This is a genomic window from Bradyrhizobium sp. SZCCHNS3016 (assembly GCF_032484535.1).
GTDB lineage: Bacteria > Pseudomonadota > Alphaproteobacteria > Rhizobiales > Xanthobacteraceae > Bradyrhizobium.
In genome coordinates this window covers 123,222-139,173 of record NZ_JAUETE010000010.1, presented here as the reverse complement: position 1 = coordinate 139,173, position 15,952 = coordinate 123,222, and the positions used below count along the sequence as shown (strand labels likewise).

General features: G+C 64.1%; 17 protein-coding genes. 8 read left to right on the top strand and 9 right to left on the bottom strand.

Annotated elements, in window-relative coordinates; genetic code table 11:
• Positions 1–64 precede the first annotated feature (64 nt).
• Together QW881_RS19940 and QW881_RS19935 are read right to left on the bottom strand one after the other, a co-directional pair.
• On the bottom strand, positions 65–613 hold the full coding sequence (locus QW881_RS19940; protein WP_006612137.1) for a sigma-70 family RNA polymerase sigma factor: 549 nt from the start codon (positions 611–613) through the stop codon (positions 65–67).
• Positions 614–850, bottom strand: coding sequence for a NepR family anti-sigma factor (locus tag QW881_RS19935; protein ID WP_315734569.1), 237 nt, complete (start codon positions 848–850; stop codon positions 614–616).
• 196 nt (positions 851–1,046) lie between these two features.
• Here QW881_RS19935 and QW881_RS19930 point away from each other — a divergent pair, with 196 nt between their 5' ends.
• A complete protein-coding gene (locus QW881_RS19930; protein WP_315713838.1) occupies positions 1,047–1,850 on the top strand; it encodes a response regulator in 804 nt (267 codons plus the stop codon).
• Positions 1,851–1,936: 86 nt separating this feature from the next.
• On the opposite strand, the gene QW881_RS19925 is transcribed toward QW881_RS19930, so the two are convergent.
• On the bottom strand, positions 1,937–2,422 hold the full coding sequence (locus tag QW881_RS19925; RefSeq protein WP_315753403.1) for an energy transducer TonB: 486 nt from the start codon (positions 2,420–2,422) through the stop codon (positions 1,937–1,939).
• Between the two features lie 375 nt (positions 2,423–2,797).
• On the opposite strand from QW881_RS19925, the gene QW881_RS19920 reads away from it, so the two are divergent.
• Complete coding sequence (locus QW881_RS19920) at positions 2,798–3,235, top strand: hypothetical protein (RefSeq protein WP_315753401.1); 438 nt, start codon at positions 2,798–2,800, stop codon at positions 3,233–3,235.
• Between the two features lie 73 nt (positions 3,236–3,308).
• Here the strand turns inward: QW881_RS19920 and QW881_RS19915 are convergent, their stop codons facing one another.
• The 3 genes from QW881_RS19915 to QW881_RS19905 form a co-directional block, all read right to left on the bottom strand.
• On the bottom strand, positions 3,309–3,752 hold the full coding sequence (locus QW881_RS19915) for a hypothetical protein (protein ID WP_315753398.1): 444 nt from the start codon (positions 3,750–3,752) through the stop codon (positions 3,309–3,311).
• A 102-nt stretch (positions 3,753–3,854) separates the two neighbouring features.
• Positions 3,855–4,226, bottom strand: coding sequence for a YqjD family protein (locus tag QW881_RS19910; RefSeq protein WP_315753396.1), 372 nt, complete (start codon positions 4,224–4,226; stop codon positions 3,855–3,857).
• 80 nt (positions 4,227–4,306) lie between these two features.
• Positions 4,307–5,425 carry an AI-2E family transporter gene (locus QW881_RS19905; protein ID WP_315753394.1) on the bottom strand — a complete coding sequence of 373 codons (1,119 nt, stop codon included), beginning with the start codon at positions 5,423–5,425 and terminating at the stop codon, positions 4,307–4,309.
• Positions 5,426–5,637: 212 nt separating this feature from the next.
• Here QW881_RS19905 and QW881_RS19900 point away from each other — a divergent pair, with 212 nt between their 5' ends.
• Together QW881_RS19900 and QW881_RS19895 are read left to right on the top strand one after the other, a co-directional pair.
• Positions 5,638–6,384: a L,D-transpeptidase gene (locus tag QW881_RS19900; protein ID WP_315753392.1), complete on the top strand. Its 747-nt coding sequence runs from the start codon at positions 5,638–5,640 to the stop codon at positions 6,382–6,384.
• A 15-nt stretch (positions 6,385–6,399) separates the two neighbouring features.
• Entirely contained in the window at positions 6,400–7,050 is a 651-nt protein-coding gene (locus QW881_RS19895; RefSeq protein ID WP_315753390.1) for a DUF2865 domain-containing protein, read from the top strand.
• Positions 7,051–7,063: 13 nt separating this feature from the next.
• Here QW881_RS19895 and QW881_RS19890 read toward each other — a convergent pair whose 3' ends face one another.
• The gene (locus tag QW881_RS19890) at positions 7,064–9,157 is read right to left on the bottom strand and encodes a HAMP domain-containing methyl-accepting chemotaxis protein (protein ID WP_315753388.1); all 2,094 of its coding nucleotides are present in this window, start codon (positions 9,155–9,157) and stop codon (positions 7,064–7,066) included.
• A 174-nt stretch (positions 9,158–9,331) separates the two neighbouring features.
• On the opposite strand from QW881_RS19890, the gene QW881_RS19885 reads away from it, so the two are divergent.
• Entirely contained in the window at positions 9,332–9,487 is a 156-nt protein-coding gene (locus QW881_RS19885; protein WP_315753386.1) for a Thivi_2564 family membrane protein, read from the top strand.
• A 65-nt stretch (positions 9,488–9,552) separates the two neighbouring features.
• Here the strand turns inward: QW881_RS19885 and QW881_RS19880 are convergent, their stop codons facing one another.
• Positions 9,553–11,715: a malate synthase G gene (locus QW881_RS19880; protein ID WP_315753384.1), complete on the bottom strand. Its 2,163-nt coding sequence runs from the start codon at positions 11,713–11,715 to the stop codon at positions 9,553–9,555.
• A gap of 969 nt (positions 11,716–12,684) precedes the next feature.
• On the opposite strand from QW881_RS19880, the gene QW881_RS19875 reads away from it, so the two are divergent.
• The 3 genes from QW881_RS19875 to QW881_RS32615 all read left to right on the top strand — a co-directional run bounded on the left by QW881_RS19875 (position 12,685) and on the right by QW881_RS32615 (position 14,997).
• Positions 12,685–13,650 (top strand): IS110 family transposase, encoded by a 966-nt coding sequence (locus QW881_RS19875; protein WP_316172339.1) that lies wholly within the window; start codon positions 12,685–12,687, stop codon positions 13,648–13,650.
• A gap of 416 nt (positions 13,651–14,066) precedes the next feature.
• A complete protein-coding gene (locus QW881_RS19870; protein WP_315753380.1) occupies positions 14,067–14,675 on the top strand; it encodes a Uma2 family endonuclease in 609 nt (202 codons plus the stop codon).
• A gap of 67 nt (positions 14,676–14,742) precedes the next feature.
• A complete protein-coding gene (locus tag QW881_RS32615) occupies positions 14,743–14,997 on the top strand; it encodes a DUF4926 domain-containing protein (protein ID WP_409998939.1) in 255 nt (84 codons plus the stop codon).
• 100 nt (positions 14,998–15,097) lie between these two features.
• On the opposite strand, the gene QW881_RS19865 is transcribed toward QW881_RS32615, so the two are convergent.
• Positions 15,098–15,823: an MgtC/SapB family protein gene (locus QW881_RS19865; protein ID WP_315753378.1), complete on the bottom strand. Its 726-nt coding sequence runs from the start codon at positions 15,821–15,823 to the stop codon at positions 15,098–15,100.
• Positions 15,824–15,952 lie beyond the last annotated feature (129 nt).

The window sequence follows — 15,952 nt, the reverse complement described above, 5'->3', positions numbered from 1 at the left end:
ACAAGAAGAGGCGGCTCTTTTGGGAGCCGCCTCTTTGCTGGCTTGTTTGCGACGGCTTGGCTGATCAGCCGCCGCTGCCGCCGATCACCGCCCGCACGGTCTCGTCCGGGCCGAAATCCTCGGCGCCTTCGACGTAGAGCAGCGCTGCCAACTTCGAGCGCGCGCGGTTCACGCGGCTCTTGATGGTGCCCACCGCGCAGCCGCAGATCGCTGCCGCATCCTCGTAGGAGAAGCCCGATGCACCGACCAGGATCAGTGCCTCGCGCTGGTCCTGAGGCAGCTTCTCGAGTGCCGCACGGAACTCCTCGAACTCAAGATGCGCGCCCTGCGAGGGATGCGTCTTGAGCGTCTTGGCGTAGTTGCCTTCGGCATCTTCCACTTCGCGCCGGCGTTTGCGGTAGTCGGAGCGGAACAGGTTGCGCAGGATCGTGAACAGCCAGGCAGGCAGATTCGATCCCGGTTGGAACGAGTCGATGTTGGCCAGCGCCCGGAGCAGGGTTTCCTGCACCAGGTCGTCGGCGCGATCGCTGTTACCACTTAAGGAAATCGCAAATGCGCGAAGGCTGGGGACGGCCGCGAGGATATCGTCCCGCAAGGAATCAGTGAGAGGCATTCACTCCCTCCCGTCGGTTTGGTCGTTGGATCCCCCGCCGTTTTCCACGTGGGACTGTGCTGCCGGCGCATCAAGCTTCCGCACCAACTCCGCGAAGCGGTCCGGTACTCCCTGACGGACGACGTCGTCGTACATCGCGCGGAGTTGATGACCGATCCTGGATTGAATTTCCGCGTTCAGTCCGCCGGGCTTGCGCGGTGCCGCATTCTTGCTGGCTTGAGACTTTACATCTTTCATGACCTTTTCCACGTTTCCCCGAGAGTTAAGTCCCTGAAGCTTCAAGAATTATTCTCGCCACCGAGAGGGTCTGTCGGGAACTAATGCGACGGGGCGACAAAAGTTCCACGGGTTTGGGGAACTTTTCGTCGGTTCGGGCGTAATCAGCCCATGATGGAACCCGGGCGGGAAGCCCAGATGACCGAATGGAGTGGGGATGAGCCGATCACAGCTTGTTGCTGAACATTTGCCGCTGTTGCGCCGGTATGCGAGGGCCCTCACCGGCAGCCAGGGTTCCGGAGATGCCTATGTCGGAGCGATGCTTGAGGCCCTGATTCAGGATCCGGCTCTGCTGGACGAGCGTTATGGACCGCGGGCTGCGCTGTTCCGGCTGTTCACGCAGATCTGGAACTCGGTGGCCCTCAACGACGACGCCGAAGTGGCGACCCTGCCGATGCCGCCGGAGCGGCGGCTCTCCAACATCACGCCCTTGCCACGCCAGGCGTTCCTGCTGCTCTCGCTCGAAGGCTTCCCCGAGGAAGAAGTGGCCTTCATCCTCGATATCGACGTTGCCGAAACCCGCCGGCTGGCGGATGCCGCCGGACGGGAGCTCGCCGCCGAAATCGCTACCGATGTGCTGATCATCGAGGACGAGACTTTCATCGCGATGGACCTCGAGAGCCTGGTCAAGAATCTCGGCCACAACGTCATCGGCGTGGCGCGAACCCATGCCGACGCGGTGGCTCTCGCCAAGAACAAGAAGCCCGGTCTGATCCTGGCTGATATTCAGCTCGCCGATGGTTCGTCCGGCCTGGATGCCGTGAACGAGCTGCTGCGCACCTTCGAGGTTCCGGTGGTCTTCATCACCGCCTATCCGGAGCGCTTCCTCACCGGTGAGCGGCCCGAGCCGGCGTTCCTGATCTCCAAGCCGTTCCAGCCGGCCATGGTGTCGGCAGTCGCCAGCCAGGCTCTTTTCTTCCAGCGCAACTCGCGCAACCGGATGCCGAAGCCGGCGGCCTGATCAGGTCACGGTGCACGATGTCGTCCCGGCGCGTTCCTTATGGAGCGCGCCGGCTTCGTATGTAGCCCCAGCAACAAAGGGCGAGATCAGCAGCCGCGGCAGACGCCGTCGAGCCGTGCTTTTAGCACCGCGTCGTTCGGCTTGGTCTCTCGGGACTTCAACCTGTTCTCGTCGAGCTGGAAGATTTCAGACGTCCGCCGCGGCGCGAAGACGATTGGCACGAGAAAGGTCAGATCACCGTCCGCCAGCTCCGGCGGCGGTGGAGCAAATGGCTGGGCTCGCTCGACCATGGCGAGCGCTTCCCGGTCGAGCGCCGGATCGCCGGTCGTTTCCGCCAGCACGGCCGAGATGAGATGACCCTCGCGGTCGATGTGAAACAGGACCTTGGCTGTTCCGCCCTCGCCCGAGGCCTGCAACGGGTAGCGGCGCTGAATCTTCAATTGCGCGACCAGGCTCTTGATCCAATTATCTCTGGCGCTTTCGGCAGCTCCAATCGCAGGAAAGAGGCCTACGAGAGCCAGAGCCAATCCAATCCCCCGCCATACGCCGACGCTATCCAACGTGCCCAGCATTTCGTCCCCACGCGCGGACCATGAAGTCAGCCGCGCCGCTCCAACATATACCTCAGACGAAATGGGGATAGAGCGCCGCGACGGGTGGGCGGAGATCTGACCGGTAGTGCTGGATCAGAAAAGAATGCGGGGCACCGCCGGCATCACCACGGCAGTGCCCCGCGTCGCCGGTCAATGGGGCAGGGGGAATAACCGGCTGCCGAGATGACGCGTGACCCGAAAAGTCGTTCCGTGTGAGACCGAATTTTTTGACGCGATAGAACTGAAGAATGTCGCCGCAGTTTACACACGGTTAAGTGATTTGCCCGACCGAGAACCCGGTTCCTGCGACTTACGTTGGTATGCCGATCGCCTTGCGGCGAGGGGAGCAGAGACATGTCGCAGACCAAGAAAGTTGTCGTTTTGGGTTCGCTTGCGGCGTCCGCCATGCTCGTAGGCGCAATGCAACTGGCTTCCGGCCATGATCTTGGCGCCAGCCTGGCGGTTCAGAACCCCACTCGCGAGACGATCGTCGCAACAGCGAATGACGTGAACCGGGCCGCCAAATCTGACCGCGCCAACCAAAGCGGTACTGCGGCGCCGTCACAGACTGTGTCGATCAAGCTGGCTGCCTTCGCGGAGACCTCCTTCCTGGTGCGGCTCCCCGTCAACCCCACGGGTGTAAGCGTGAGCTCCTCGCCGTCGCCGCAGAAATCGCAGCTCATCACCACCGGCAACGAGAAGGCCGCCAAGCACCCGGTGGCGTGCGAGCCGTCGGTGTCGGTGCTGACGGAGATCGCCAAGCGCCTGCAACCGGGACGGTGCGTGACTTAGCTACAGCAGCGCCGCACCCGGTCCGAGGCGTAAGCAGTCGATCAACGCCGGGCAATGACGGTCAGGGCAGCCCTCACTCCGCAGGCGTTTGCTCCTCCGCCGCTTGGCGGCTGACCATGAATCCGAGCGCCAGACCGCCGACAGCCAGAATGGGAATCAGCCGTTTGATGCCAATCATGCGGACGATCTGCAGGCCGCTGGCCAGCAAAATCGGATCTGCAAAAGCAGATTGGACTGCCGACCGCGCCGTTTCCGCGGTCCGCGCAGCACGGCTCGCGATCGCGCGCTTGCGCGCCATGTAGCTGACTGCGGCGATCAACGTCACTACGAAGAAGATGGCGGCACCGGTGAGGCACGCGGCCACGAGCCCGTATCGATTCAGCACGGCGACGAAAGCAGCCGCGCATAGAAAGCTCGTGGTGACGAACAGTCCGACCGCTGCAGCGATCGCGAGCGACGTGAGCCGAACGGCATGCCCGGTCGATTCCTGGAAGTCCGCAATCAGGCGCTGCAGCATGTCATTACCCTCGGCGTCTCATTCATCTGCGCAACAAACTCAAATCGGCGCCGAAGACGCGGCGCCGAAACAAGACAAGCCTCTGGATTTCAGGGCCGCCGCTTAGCGTCTCCAAGCGGCGCCGATGAGGAATCCAAGTCCGAGCGCAAGACCCACGGTGGCAAGTGGGCGATGGGAGATCACGTCCTCGAGGCGCTCCTCGAGTGAGTTTGCGGCATTCTGGGCTGCACCAAACATCGCGGTGCCCCGCTCGGACATGTCGTCGAACGTCTGGTCCACGTTGTCGCGTGCCTGGCGATAGCCGCTGCGGGCCTGCTTGCTGGCCTGCCCCGCGAAGGCATTGAGCGCATCGGTGATCTGTTCGGTGAGGGCTGCGATATCGTTTTTCACGGCGTGGACATCCTTCTGCAGGCGTTCGTAGTTCGCTTTGTCGACGAGATCCTTCAGGGCGGTCTCACCGTCAGTCGGTGGCATGGCAAGCTCCCGGAGCAAGGTGATTGCGTCTGCTCGACAAACGCGGGGTCTCGGCCGAAGTTCCGACGGTGGAAACCGAATTAGTCTGCCGGCAGTTGCGGCGAATCGTCCGGCAGCAGGTGCTCCTTCACGATGAGGGCGACGATCAGGAGCGGCGAGGCGAGGAAGGCTCCCATCGGGCCCCACAGCCAGGTCCAGAATGCCAGCGCGATGAACACCGCGAGTGCGTTGAGCGCAAGGCGCCTGCCGATGATGGTCGGCGTGACGAAGTGGCCTTCCAGGAAGGTGATCACGGCGAAGATGGCGGGCGCGACCATGCCGGCGCTCAAGGTCGGGAATGCGATTGCGCCGACCAGGACGAGCACCGCGAACATCGCGAGGGGCCCGATGATGGGGATGAAGTTCAGCGTCGCCGCAAGCGCCCCAAGGCCGGCGGGATTGGGCATGCCGGCGATGGCGCAGGCGAGGCCGGCTGCAATGCCGACACCGGTGTTGATGAGCGTCACCGTCAGGAGGTAGTTGCCGAGGTGCAGCTCGAGCTCGTTGAGGATGCGGAGCGTCCGCAGCCGGACCTCGTGATCACCAAAGGTCATGATCAGCGCCCGCCGTAGATCGCGCCAGCTTGCGATGAACAGCACGAGCGTGGCGAAGAACAGTAGGAATTCGGTGAAGGTCGGCGACAGGAATTCGATCGTCGGCTGAACCCAATCGAATTTGGGCAGCTCGAGGCTAGCCGAGGCCGGTGCGCTTCCGCCGCCGACGGCCGCCTGCATTTCGTGCCACAGCGCCAGCGGCCGATCGAAGACGTGCAGCTTCGACTTGAGCGTGGCGGCAAGCTCGGGAAGGCGATTGGTCCAGTCCAGCACCGGCGCCGAGATCAGGCCGATGATGAAGGCGAGCCCCGCCGCAACCGCGAGCACGATCAGCACGGCGCCCACACCGCGCGGCACGTGGAAGCGTTCGAGAAAGTTGGCGGCCGGCGACAGCATGGTGCCGACCACGAAGGCCATCACGATCGGGAGAAAAAATCCTCGGGCGACATAGAGGACACCCGTCACGCAGACGGCCGTGAGGATGATGAGAGCGATGGCGACGAGGTCAACCCGTCTGATCACGGGAGGTAATTCTTGGCGACTTTCATTCAGGGCTGAATCGTCGTTCCCGCTGGCGAGCAGCCGCTCGGTGGGAAGTACACGCACCATGAATCTCCCGATCGAGTCGTTCGCGCACAGCTCGCGTGGCTTGCCATCCAACAGCCGGGGGCCCATCCGGTTCCGTCGCGCAAACGTGAGAGCTCACATGCTTGACTGACGCAGGGCGACCACACCGAAGCCGGAACTACGACGAGACGTTCGGCGTTTGGAAGGTAATCACGCATCGCACCGCGATGCTCGCATGACAGGGGCATTCCATGACACAGCTCGCTTCCGGCCATCGCCGCAATTTGCGGCGGACGGCTTCGCTGATCGCCGGCGTCGCGGTCCTCTTGCTCGCAGGTGCGACTGCATCTCACGCCCAGATTCTCGGATATGCGCCGGTCGAGCAGCAGGCATTTCCGCCGGACGAGGCGACGGCATCTGCGGTGCAGGATGAGGACAGCCGGCTGCCGGACCGTCTGCGCCGCACGATCGTCAACCTCGATACGCGGGAAGCGCCGGGGACGATCATCATCGATACGAGCAACACCTATCTGTACTACGTGCTCGGCGGCGGCCGTGCATTGCGCTACGGCGTCGGCGTCGGGCGCGAAGGCTTCACCTGGGCCGGCGTGCAGACCGTGACACGCAAGGCGGAGTGGCCGGACTGGCATCCGCCGGCGCAGATGGTCGCGCGCCAGCCCTATCTGCCGCGTTTCATGGCCGGCGGCCCGGGCAATCCGCTTGGCGCGCGGGCCATGTATCTCGGTTCCAGTGAGTATCGCATCCACGGCACCAACGATCCCACGACAATCGGCAAATTCGTGTCGTCGGGCTGCATCCGCCTGACCAATGAGGACGTCTCCGACCTGTTCAGCCGCGTGCAGGTGGGGACGAAGGTCGTCGTGCTGCCGAAAGCCGCCTCGCTGCAGGCGCGCACCAATGCCGGCCGTGCGCCGCGCGTGACGTCGCTGCCGTCGGGGCGGCAGGCGAGGTCGCTGCCGGTTGCGGCCGTCAATTAAGCGGGGAGTTGGGTCATGAACGGCCGACGTGCCCTCGCTGCCATCGCAGTGGCAACCATGGCAACCGCGGGCGCGTTGGCAGCGCCGACCACGGCGGGCGCGCAGGATTTTATCTCCGCGCTGTTCGGCGGCTTCAACGCGCCGCAGCGCCAAGCGCCCCGGATGCCGTTCGCCGACGAGGCGCCGCCGGTGCAGCGTCCAGCGCCGCGCAGCCAGCCGGTCTATTCCGGTGGCGGCAGCACCGCGTGGTGCGTGCGCACCTGTGATGGCCGCTATTTCCCGCTCGGCGCCACCGGTGACCAGAGCAAGGAGGCCGCCTGCAACAGCTTCTGCCCGGCGGCCAAGACCGAGATCGCCTATGGCAGCTCGATCGACGGCGCCGAGACGGATGGCGGCAAGCCGTATTCGGCGCTGCCCAACGCATTCAAGTATCGCACCGAAATCGTCGACGGCTGCACCTGCAACGGCAAGGACCATTTCGGCCTCGCCAAGGTGTCGATCGACAACGATCCGACCCTGCGCAAGGGTGACGTCGTTGCCAGCGACGACGGCCTCAAGGTCGCCAACCGGACCGGCAGCGGCAAGCGCGCCGAGCTGAACTTCTCGCCGGCGCCCGCGGCGCTGCGCGCGAAGTATGAGCGCGCGCCGGTGATGGCGTTCGACTGATCCTGCGAGACCGTCAGGCCGCGCGGATCTTGCCGAGGAAGTCCGTGACCTGATGACCAAGATTTCTGCTCTGGCTCTCCAGCGTCTCTGAGGCATTGCGCACGTTGTCGGCTGCGGCCGCAGCTGCGTCCGCGTCCGACTTCACGCCGGTGATGTTCTCGGAGACGTTCTTGGTGCCGTCTGCAGCGAACTGAGTGCTGCGCGAGATCTCCTGCGTCGCCGCGCCTTGCTCCTGCACGGCAGCGGCGATCGCGGTCGCCACCTCGTTGACCTCGCCGATGATGCCGCCGATCCGCTTGATGGCGTCGATCGCGTCATTGGCGACGCGCTGAATGTCGGCGATCTGCTCGGAAATCTCGTCGGTCGCCTTCGCAGTCTGGCTCGCGAGCGTCTTCACCTCGGAGGCGACGACGGCGAAGCCCTTGCCGGCCTCGCCGGCGCGCGCCGCCTCGATGGTCGCGTTCAGCGCCAGCAGATTGGTCTGCGAGGCGATGCTGTTGATGAGCCCGACAACCTCGCCGATCCGGTTCGCCGATTGCGCCAGCCCCTGTACCGTGCCGTCGGTCATGCGGGCCTGCTCCACCGCCCGGCTGGCGATCCCGGCGGCATGGGAAGCCTGCTTGGAGATGTCCGCGATCGACGCATTCAGCTCCTCCGCCGCAGAGGCGACCGTCTGCACGCTGATCGAGGCGTCGTTCGAAGCCCTCGCGGCGACCTCGGCGCGGGTGTTGGTTTGCCGCGACACGTTGGTGAGACCGGCCGACGTGGCCTGCATGTCGGTGGAGGCCTGGCCGAGCTGCTCCAGCGACCCGCGCACCAGACTTTCGAACTCCGCGACGTAGGACTCGATCGCGCGCTGGCGCGCAACTGTCGCGGCGTTGCGCTCACGCTCCTGGGCCTCGATCGCGAGCTTGTCCTTGGCCTGCTGCTTGAAGGTCTCGAGCGCGTTGGCAAGCGCGCCGATCTCGTCCTGCCGCTGGGTGTAGCCGGTGTCGACGCCGAGATCGCCGCCCGCCACCGCGAGCATGGCATCGCGCATCCGGTGCAGCGGCCGGATCACTCGGCCGCTCACGGCGGCGATCGCCGCGCCGCCCAGTGCGACGGCCAGGAGCAGCAGCGTCAGTTGGAGCATCAGCGACTCCGTCGCAGCGCTCTGCTGCGCGCTGGAATGGTCCTTGGCTGCGTCGAGCGCCGCCTCGGCCAGGGCGACCGCGCTCGTCATCTTGTTCACGGAGAATGGACTCCACTGATATGGCGTCAGCTCGGGCTTCTCGCCCTTTTGCACCGCTGCCAGCAGACGTTCGCGCAGGCCGGCATACTCCGGCGTGAAATAGGCCTGCTCCGTGCCCGACATCGCTGCGGAGAGCGCCGGCGGCAAGCTCATGCCGGAGGTGGCGAGCTGGACCGCCTTCCATGCGGCATCGACGCCGCCGACCTGCTTGGTGTAGGCCAGCACCGCTTCGGGCGACACCTTGCCGGCCGTCAGCGCATTGCTGACGACGAGCGATGCTTCACCAGCCGTGTTGCGCATCAGCCAGGCCATCTGCTTGATCATCAATAGCTGATCGACGGTCGCACTCTGATGATTGACGCTGGCGGCGATATTGACCGTGATCTTGTCGAGCAGGACCAGTAGCGCGTCGAACGTCTCGCCATACTCCTTGGGCAGGCCGGCGCGGCGGGCCGCCTTCGGCTTGACGATCTCGGTCCAGAACTCGCTGTGCTCCGCGGTCAGCGTCTTGTTGAGCCGGTCGAGGTCGGCAACCAGGCTCTGGTTCTGTTGGAAGTCGATGCCTTGCAGCAGATCGAGACTGCGGTCCAGCGCAGGGACGTAGATGCCACGGGCGGAGCGCAGGAATTTCTCGGTGTCGCCGTCCATGGCCCGATCGGCATTCAGGACGCGGATCGTGGTCGAACGATCGCTGCGCATGCTGTTCATGGCCTTGAACAAGACGCCCGAGACTTCGGCAACGCGTGCGATCCGCTGGGCAGATTGCAGCCTGCTCCAGGAATTCCAGGCGTTCAGCGAAAAGAGGGCGATGACGGCGAGGGCGGCGGTGGCGATGACCGTCTTCAGCAGTGAAGAAATGGTCAAGCGATTCAGCATTTTGATCTCCGGTTCCCGGCATTCGACCGCAAACCGGTAAAGAACTGAATGCGAGGTGGGTCCGTGGAACTACGGAGAAAACGGAGTGGCCAAAGTTCCGACTCGGGAACTTCAAGTCGCGGAGCGGGTTAGATTGACAGCGCCAGCGCATCCTTCATCTCCCAGGGGACTCCCATGCTCATCAGTATTCTCGTCACCTTCCTCGTCGTCATCCTCATCCTCTATTTGATCAACCTCCTGCCGATCGACGGCCGGGCCAAGCAGATCTGCCGCGTGATCGTCATCGTGCTCGGTGTGATCTCGCTGCTCCGATTCATCGCGGTGATATGATCCGGCATCATGTTACCTCATGCTAATCAAAAAAAGCCCCGGCGGATGGCCGGGGCTTTTCGTCATCAGGCCTTTGCCTTCGCCTCGCGCCGCCGCGCGGTGAGAATGTATTCGGTGTACCCGTTCGGCTGCGTGCGACCCTCGAAGACGAGGTCGCAGGCTGCCTTGAATGCCACGCCATCGAACGACGGCGCCATCGGCTGATAGAGCGCATCGCCGGCATTCTGCTTGTCGACCACGACGGCCATGCGCTTCAGCGAGTCCATCACCTGCTCCCTGGTGACGACGCCATGGTGCAGCCAGTTGGCGAGATGCTGGCTGGAGATGCGCAAGGTGGCGCGGTCCTCCATCAGGCCGACATCGTGGATGTCAGGCACCTTGGAGCAGCCGACGCCCTGGTCGATCCAGCGCACGACATAGCCGAGAATGCCCTGGCAGTTGTTGTCGATCTCCTGGCGTACGTCGTCCGGAGCCCAGTTCGAGTTCGACACCGGGATGGTGAGGATGTCGCCGAGCTTGGCGCGGGGGCCGCCTTTGGCGAGTTCGGCCTGGCGGGCGTGCACATTGACCTGGTGATAGTGCAGGGCATGCAGCGTCGCAGCCGTCGGCGACGGCACCCAGGCGGTGGTGGCACCCGCCTGCGGGTGGCCGATCTTCTGCGCCAACATGTCGGCCATCTTGTCCGGCGCCGCCCACATCCCCTTGCCGATCTGGGCATGGCCGGGAAGACCGTCGATCAGGCCCATATCGACGTTCCAGTCCTCATAGGCCTTGATCCAGGGCTGTGCCTTCATCTCGTTCTTGCGGATCATCGGACCCGCTTCCATCGAGGTGTGGATCTCGTCGCCGGTGCGGTCGAGGAAGCCGGTGTTGATGAAGACGATGCGCTTCGATGCCTGCTGGATGCAGGCCTTGAGGTTGACCGTGGTGCGGCGCTCCTCGTCCATGATGCCGACCTTCATGCTGTTTTCCGGCAGGCCGAGCAGCTTCTCGACGCGCGAAAACAGCTCGACCGTGAGCGCCACCTCGTCCGGGCCGTGCATCTTGGGCTTGACGATGTAGATCGAGCCGGTGCGGCTGTTCTTGACCTTGGAGTTGCTCTTGAGGTCGTGGATCGCCAGGAGGCCGGTGACGGCGGCATCGAGAATGCCCTCCGGAACCTCCTCACCCTTGGCGTCGAGCACGGCGTCGGTGAACATGTGGTGCCCGCAATTGCGGATCAGCAGCAGGCTGCGGCCGTGCAAGGTGAGCGTCCCGCCGGACGGCGTGGTGTAGCTGCGGTCGCTGTTCAGCGCGCGGGTGAGCGTCTTGCCGCCCTTCTCGAAATCGGCCGACAGCGTGCCGTTCATCAGGCCCAGCGTGTTGCGATAGACGAGCACCTTGTCCTCGGCGTCGACTGCGGCGACCGAGTCCTCCATGTCGAGGATGGTCGAGACCGCGGCCTCCAGGATCATGTCGGAGACGCCTGCCGGATCGTCCTTGCCGATGACATGGCTGCGGTCGATCACGACCTCGACGTGGAGGCCGTTGTTGGCGAGCAGGATCACGGAGGGGGCGTCGGCCGAGCCCTGGTAGCCGGCGAACTGGTCGGCGTTCTTGAGCGCGGTGGCGTTGCCGCTCTTCAGCTTGGCGGAGAGCTGGCCGGCGATCACGCTGTAGGCGGTCACGTCGGTGTGGCTGCCGGTGGCGAGCGGTACGGCGGCGTCGAGGAACGCCTTGGCCTTGGCGATCACCTTGTCGCCGCGGGCCTTGTTGTAGCCCTTGCCCGCTTCGCTCGGATCGTGCGGGATGGCGTCGGTACCGTAGAACGCGTCATAGAGCGAGCCCCAGCGCGCGTTCGCCGCGTTCAGCGCGTAGCGGGCGTTGGTGAGCGGCACCACCAGCTGCGGCCCGCAGATCTTGCCGATCTCTTCGTCGATATTGGCGGTCTCGACTTTGTGCGTGGCCGGCTCGGGCAGCAGGTAGCCGATCTCCTTCAGGAATGCGGTGTAGGCGCCGAGGTCGAAAGCCTTGCCCTTGTTAGCGAGGTGCCAGGCGTCGATCTTGTCCTGCAGGGCATTGCGGAAGGCGAGCAGCTCGCGGTTCTTCGGGGCGAGATCGCGCAGGATCGCGCTGAGGCCGGCCCAGAACGCGTCCGGATCGATCCCGGTCTTCGGCGTGGCCTCCTTGGCGATGAAGTCGAACAAAACGGGGGCGATCTTCAGTCCATGGGCGTCGATACGGGTCATGATGAGACGTTTCTCTCGAATAAGGGCGACGTTGCGCGTGTCTTGGCGTGCTGAAATGGCCGCCTCGAAGGCGGCGTGTGCAGTGCATTTAGCGCCAAAGCGGGGGCCACGAAAGGGGGGAGGGGTATCGCAGTTGGTCGTGGGTGGGGTGGAGGTGGTTCCGAAGCCGGTCGGGGCCGAGCCGTTTCCCGCACCCCGCCCATCGCCTTCGGACCCACGGCGCGTGCCCCAAACTCCGCCGTCATTGCGAGGAGCGAAGCAATCCAGGCGGCCTCCGCGGAGGTAGTCTGGATTGCTTCGCATCGCCGCTTCGCTCGCAATGACGCCCGAGGTTGCATCTCGTTGCCCATCTCAGATCGTGCATTTGCGGACAATCCCCAACGTTCTCGCGGCGCCTGATAGCGTCCGAGCTTTGCCAATTGATCGCCTCTCAAAAACGAGAGGCGCAGGGAAGGCCGGGTGCAGGCTGCACCCATGGCCCGCCTGCAGAAAAAAATGCAGGCGGCAGGAACCACAGGTACGAGCCGGACATCCGGCCTTCCCTGCGCGATGGCTCTACGGTTGCTCCGTGGTCTCCCCGGTGCGCCGGGCTTTCTGGTCACCGTTGCCCGCGCAGCGCGTTGGCGCTGTCACGCGCGTGGCATCAGCATCGGGATGCCAGGACCCCACGACTTGGCCGTGCGCCTCGGACTGTCCGTCGACATGATCGCTCACGCCGCAGCCCAAGACGCCCACCGCATCCCGCACCCGACGTCCGTGACGGTCGCGAAACGCCCCTTGTGTACGCCAGATCTGCCAGAATGCGCGAACGGGCGGTTCTCGCAAAACCGCCCGTCGCTGGATCTGAGCCCGTAACGCCCCAAACGCGGCAGAGCCTGTATCAGAGCGAGGGACAGCTCCGGTGATCTTCCTCAACCCGAACAGTTGCAAGGGCTTCGAGCCCATACAAGGCAAGGAAGGGAGTGGATGATGACACAGATCGCAAATGATGTCGCTGGTATCGATGTGGCCAAGGACAAGGTGGACGGCTGCATTCGGAAACTCGGAGTACGGCAGGCATTCCCGAGCAGTTCGCTTGGGCATCGCCAGCTGGTGGCCTTGCTTCGCAAGCACAAGGTGACCAAGGCCGTCATGGAGGCCAGCGGCGGCTATGAGCGCGAATGGGCCAAGGCGCTGCGCGAGGCCGGGATAGAGGTGCGGATCGTTGATCCCAAACGGGTTCGCAGCTTCGCCTTGTCGGCGGGTCGACTGGCGAAGAACGACACGATCGACGCAGAGATGATCGCCTGGTTCGCCGAGACGTTCGACGAGGCACCGAGCCAGACCTACGATGCTGCACGCGAGGAACTGGCGGGGCTGGTGAAAGCGCGCAAGAATCTGATGGATCTGAAAACCCGTTTGCAGAACCAGACCGAGCATGTTGTGCCGGGATTGGCGCAGAAGGCCCATTCCCAGGTGTTGAAGACGCTCGCGGCTCAGATTGTGAAGCTCGAGGCTGCGATCTTCGCCAGGGTCAAGGCGACGCCGGAATTTGCCGAGCGCGCCGAGATCATTGAAAGTGTGCCGGGGCTTGCCGTCACGACCTCCGCGCTCCTCATCGCAGGAGCGCCGGAACTCGGCAAGGTGAGTGACAGGATCGCCGCTGCCCTGATCGGTGTTGCCCCTTACGACGACGACAGCGGCAAGCGCCGAGGCGAGCGCCACATCAAGGGAGGTCGGCGCTGGGTGAGAAACGGCCTGTTCCTTCCCTGCCTCGGGGCAGCGACGCAGCATAATCCGGTGCTCACGACCTACTATGAACGCCTCATCGCCAAGGGCAAAGAGCCGAAAGTTGCCCTCATCGCCTGTATGCGCAAGCTGATCATCATCCTCAACACGATGATCGCCCGCGGCGAAAAATGGAATCCCAAGCAGCTGCGCGTTGCGATGAACTGATCGAGCGCCACACTGCGCTCGGTCCACGACCGAGTGCATGCCAAGCCAACAGGAGGGCGAGCGGACGGGGTCAAGGCCTTCAGCCGCCGAAGGCGGGGGCGCGTCTCGCGCCAGCCTTGAGGCCGGCCGTTCGCCGGCCTACACAGCACAGTTGCTCGTGTGGGACGGGACGAACATAGGCCTAGCATGATTTCCGAAAAAAAGAAATAAGAATATTTTTGGCTGAGGACTGGACAGTCCAAATCAGGTTGATGGGGCGAGAGAATTCGGGTTTTCGGAGCGGCGGGTTTGAGGCGACCGGAGAAGCTTGGGGGGATAGGGGGCAGATGCTGCTTCTCGCATTCTGGCTTGACGGCTCCCGACTCCTCTCAGCAGGGCGAGTATGTTACCATCCATAGAACCATAGGATCTCCTTGATGCAGATAGCGGTTCATGATCGCGGTTCGGGCCGGATGTCGACCTCGGAATTCCGCAGCTTCCAGGCGCGGCGGCCGGATCACGAGCGCTGGGAACTGGTCGGAGGTGTCGCCATGATGATGACGCCGCCGACCATTGCGCACAACCAGATCGCCAGCAACCTCGAACGCTTGCTGAACGACGCGCTGGCGCGGCATGCGCCTGCGTGGTTGGCTGCACAGCGGCCGGGTCTCGATCTCGGCACCGGCGATTTCAGGCCGGAGCCGGATGTGGGCGTGATCGATGCCGATTACGACGCCGGACAGCGTTTCGTCGACAAGGCCTATCTGCTGGCCGAGATCGTTTCCGACACCGACGAGGTGATCGTCCCCGGCACCGACCGGCGTTGGATCGAGGTCAAGCGCGAGCTGTATCGCGGGCATCCCGATTGTCTGGCCGTGCTCGTCATTGCGCAGGACCGAATGGAGGTCGCGCTCGATCTCAAGGTCGACGGCGCGTGGACGTCGATCCTGCTTCAGGGCGGCGAGGCAGAGCTGTTGCTGCATGAATTCGGGCTGTCATGCCGCGTGGCCGATCTCTACGAACGAACGCCGGTGCCGCGGATCTAGCTCGTGTGAGCTCCTGCGATAGGCGGGCCCTATCTCTGACGTCGTTGTTGCTGATCCGGAGCTACACGTGCTGCACGCTTTCCGTGCTTGCCTTGCCTTCCTCGGGCGGAGGAAACGGTCGTTCAGGGAGTACGACGTCGTCTGTCTTCGCAGGTCGGTGCCGACCATATCACTCCCAATCGGTGCGCGGGGAACCATCGTGATCGATCATCGCTCCGAGCCGCCGGCATATCTGGTCGAGTTCTTTGCTGACGGAGAGCATGTCGGCCTTTATGACGTCGTGCCCAACGACATTGAGTTGGTGATCCCATATGAGGGATGATCCGTGAAAGGTGCCCGCGTGAGCTCTTGCGATACACCGGTCCTGGCCCGGATGTCGCTGCGCTCATCCGGGCTACGCCTGATCCTGTCCTACGCCGCTCTCACGCTCTTGACGGCGCCAAGCGGAATTCGACAACGTCTTCGGCGCCCGAGAGGTCGCGGGCCATCTGGGCGGTCTCGAACCGGCCGGCGGCCTGCAGCACCAGCTCGAAATGGAATTGCCGCTTGGCTTCGCTGTATTCGTAGCACCAGTCCAGCACGTCGAAGCCATAGGCCCGCATGCATTCGCGCAGTTCGGCCTCGCTCGGTTGCAGGCCATGGCGATAGACGACCGACAGCGACAGCGTGGTCTGATGCGGCAGCCATTGTTCGACCTTGCCGAGCAGGGTCATCGCGGCCAGGGACAGTGCCGTCGCGCAAAGCGCGGTGCCGTAGAAGCCGATGCCGATGATGATGCCGATCGCCGACGTCATCCAGATCGAGGCGGCCGTCGACACGCCGCGGATGGTGAAGCCATCCTTGATGATGACGCCGGCGCCGAGGAAGCCGATGCCGGTCATCAGGCCCTGGATCACGCGCGTCGGATCGGACACGGTCGGTGACACCGCCATGCCGCCATACCAGCTGCCGGGAAAGCCGTTGATTGCCGTCAACAAGGTCGATGCGACGCAAACCAGCGCGTAGGTCCGCATGCCGGCCGCGCGTCCGTGATAGGTGCGCTCGTAGCCCAGCAGCAGGCCGACGGCCGCCGCACCCATCAGGTGCAGCAGCAGAATCCCGTTCGTCTCCAGTTCTGCCCTCGACCAATAGGCCGCCAGATGCTCCATCCTGCGCCTCGACAGCGTTGCTGCGCGTGTCGTGAACTGTGCGGATCAAGTGCTAATTTCTGCTTGCAGATCGTACGGCGGCCCCATGGGCAGGCTTGGCGTCCAAGAGCGAACCGGCGCACTCCTCCG

Bases quoted from the DNA above. Each gene is read 5' to 3' on its own strand.
- QW881_RS19870 (WP_315753380.1), top strand. From the start codon at position 14,067: ATGCAGATAGCGGTTCATGATCGCGGTTCGGGCCGGATGTCGACCTCG.
- QW881_RS19900 (WP_315753392.1), top strand. From the start codon at position 5,638: ATGACACAGCTCGCTTCCGGCCATCGCCGCAATTTGCGGCGGACGGCT.
- QW881_RS19930 (WP_315713838.1), top strand. From the start codon at position 1,047: ATGAGCCGATCACAGCTTGTTGCTGAACATTTGCCGCTGTTGCGCCGG.
- QW881_RS19875 (WP_316172339.1), top strand. From the start codon at position 12,685: ATGACACAGATCGCAAATGATGTCGCTGGTATCGATGTGGCCAAGGAC.
- QW881_RS19885 (WP_315753386.1), top strand. From the start codon at position 9,332: ATGCTCATCAGTATTCTCGTCACCTTCCTCGTCGTCATCCTCATCCTC.
- QW881_RS19865 (WP_315753378.1), bottom strand. From the start codon at position 15,823: ATGGAGCATCTGGCGGCCTATTGGTCGAGGGCAGAACTGGAGACGAAC.
- QW881_RS19925 (WP_315753403.1), bottom strand. From the start codon at position 2,422: ATGCTGGGCACGTTGGATAGCGTCGGCGTATGGCGGGGGATTGGATTG.
- QW881_RS19895 (WP_315753390.1), top strand. From the start codon at position 6,400: ATGAACGGCCGACGTGCCCTCGCTGCCATCGCAGTGGCAACCATGGCA.
- QW881_RS19940 (WP_006612137.1), bottom strand. From the start codon at position 613: ATGCCTCTCACTGATTCCTTGCGGGACGATATCCTCGCGGCCGTCCCC.
- QW881_RS19910 (WP_315753396.1), bottom strand. From the start codon at position 4,226: ATGCCACCGACTGACGGTGAGACCGCCCTGAAGGATCTCGTCGACAAA.
- QW881_RS19935 (WP_315734569.1), bottom strand. From the start codon at position 850: ATGAAAGATGTAAAGTCTCAAGCCAGCAAGAATGCGGCACCGCGCAAG.
- QW881_RS19915 (WP_315753398.1), bottom strand. From the start codon at position 3,752: ATGCTGCAGCGCCTGATTGCGGACTTCCAGGAATCGACCGGGCATGCC.
- QW881_RS19890 (WP_315753388.1), bottom strand. From the start codon at position 9,157: ATGCTGAATCGCTTGACCATTTCTTCACTGCTGAAGACGGTCATCGCC.
- QW881_RS19920 (WP_315753401.1), top strand. From the start codon at position 2,798: ATGTCGCAGACCAAGAAAGTTGTCGTTTTGGGTTCGCTTGCGGCGTCC.
- QW881_RS19880 (WP_315753384.1), bottom strand. From the start codon at position 11,715: ATGACCCGTATCGACGCCCATGGACTGAAGATCGCCCCCGTTTTGTTC.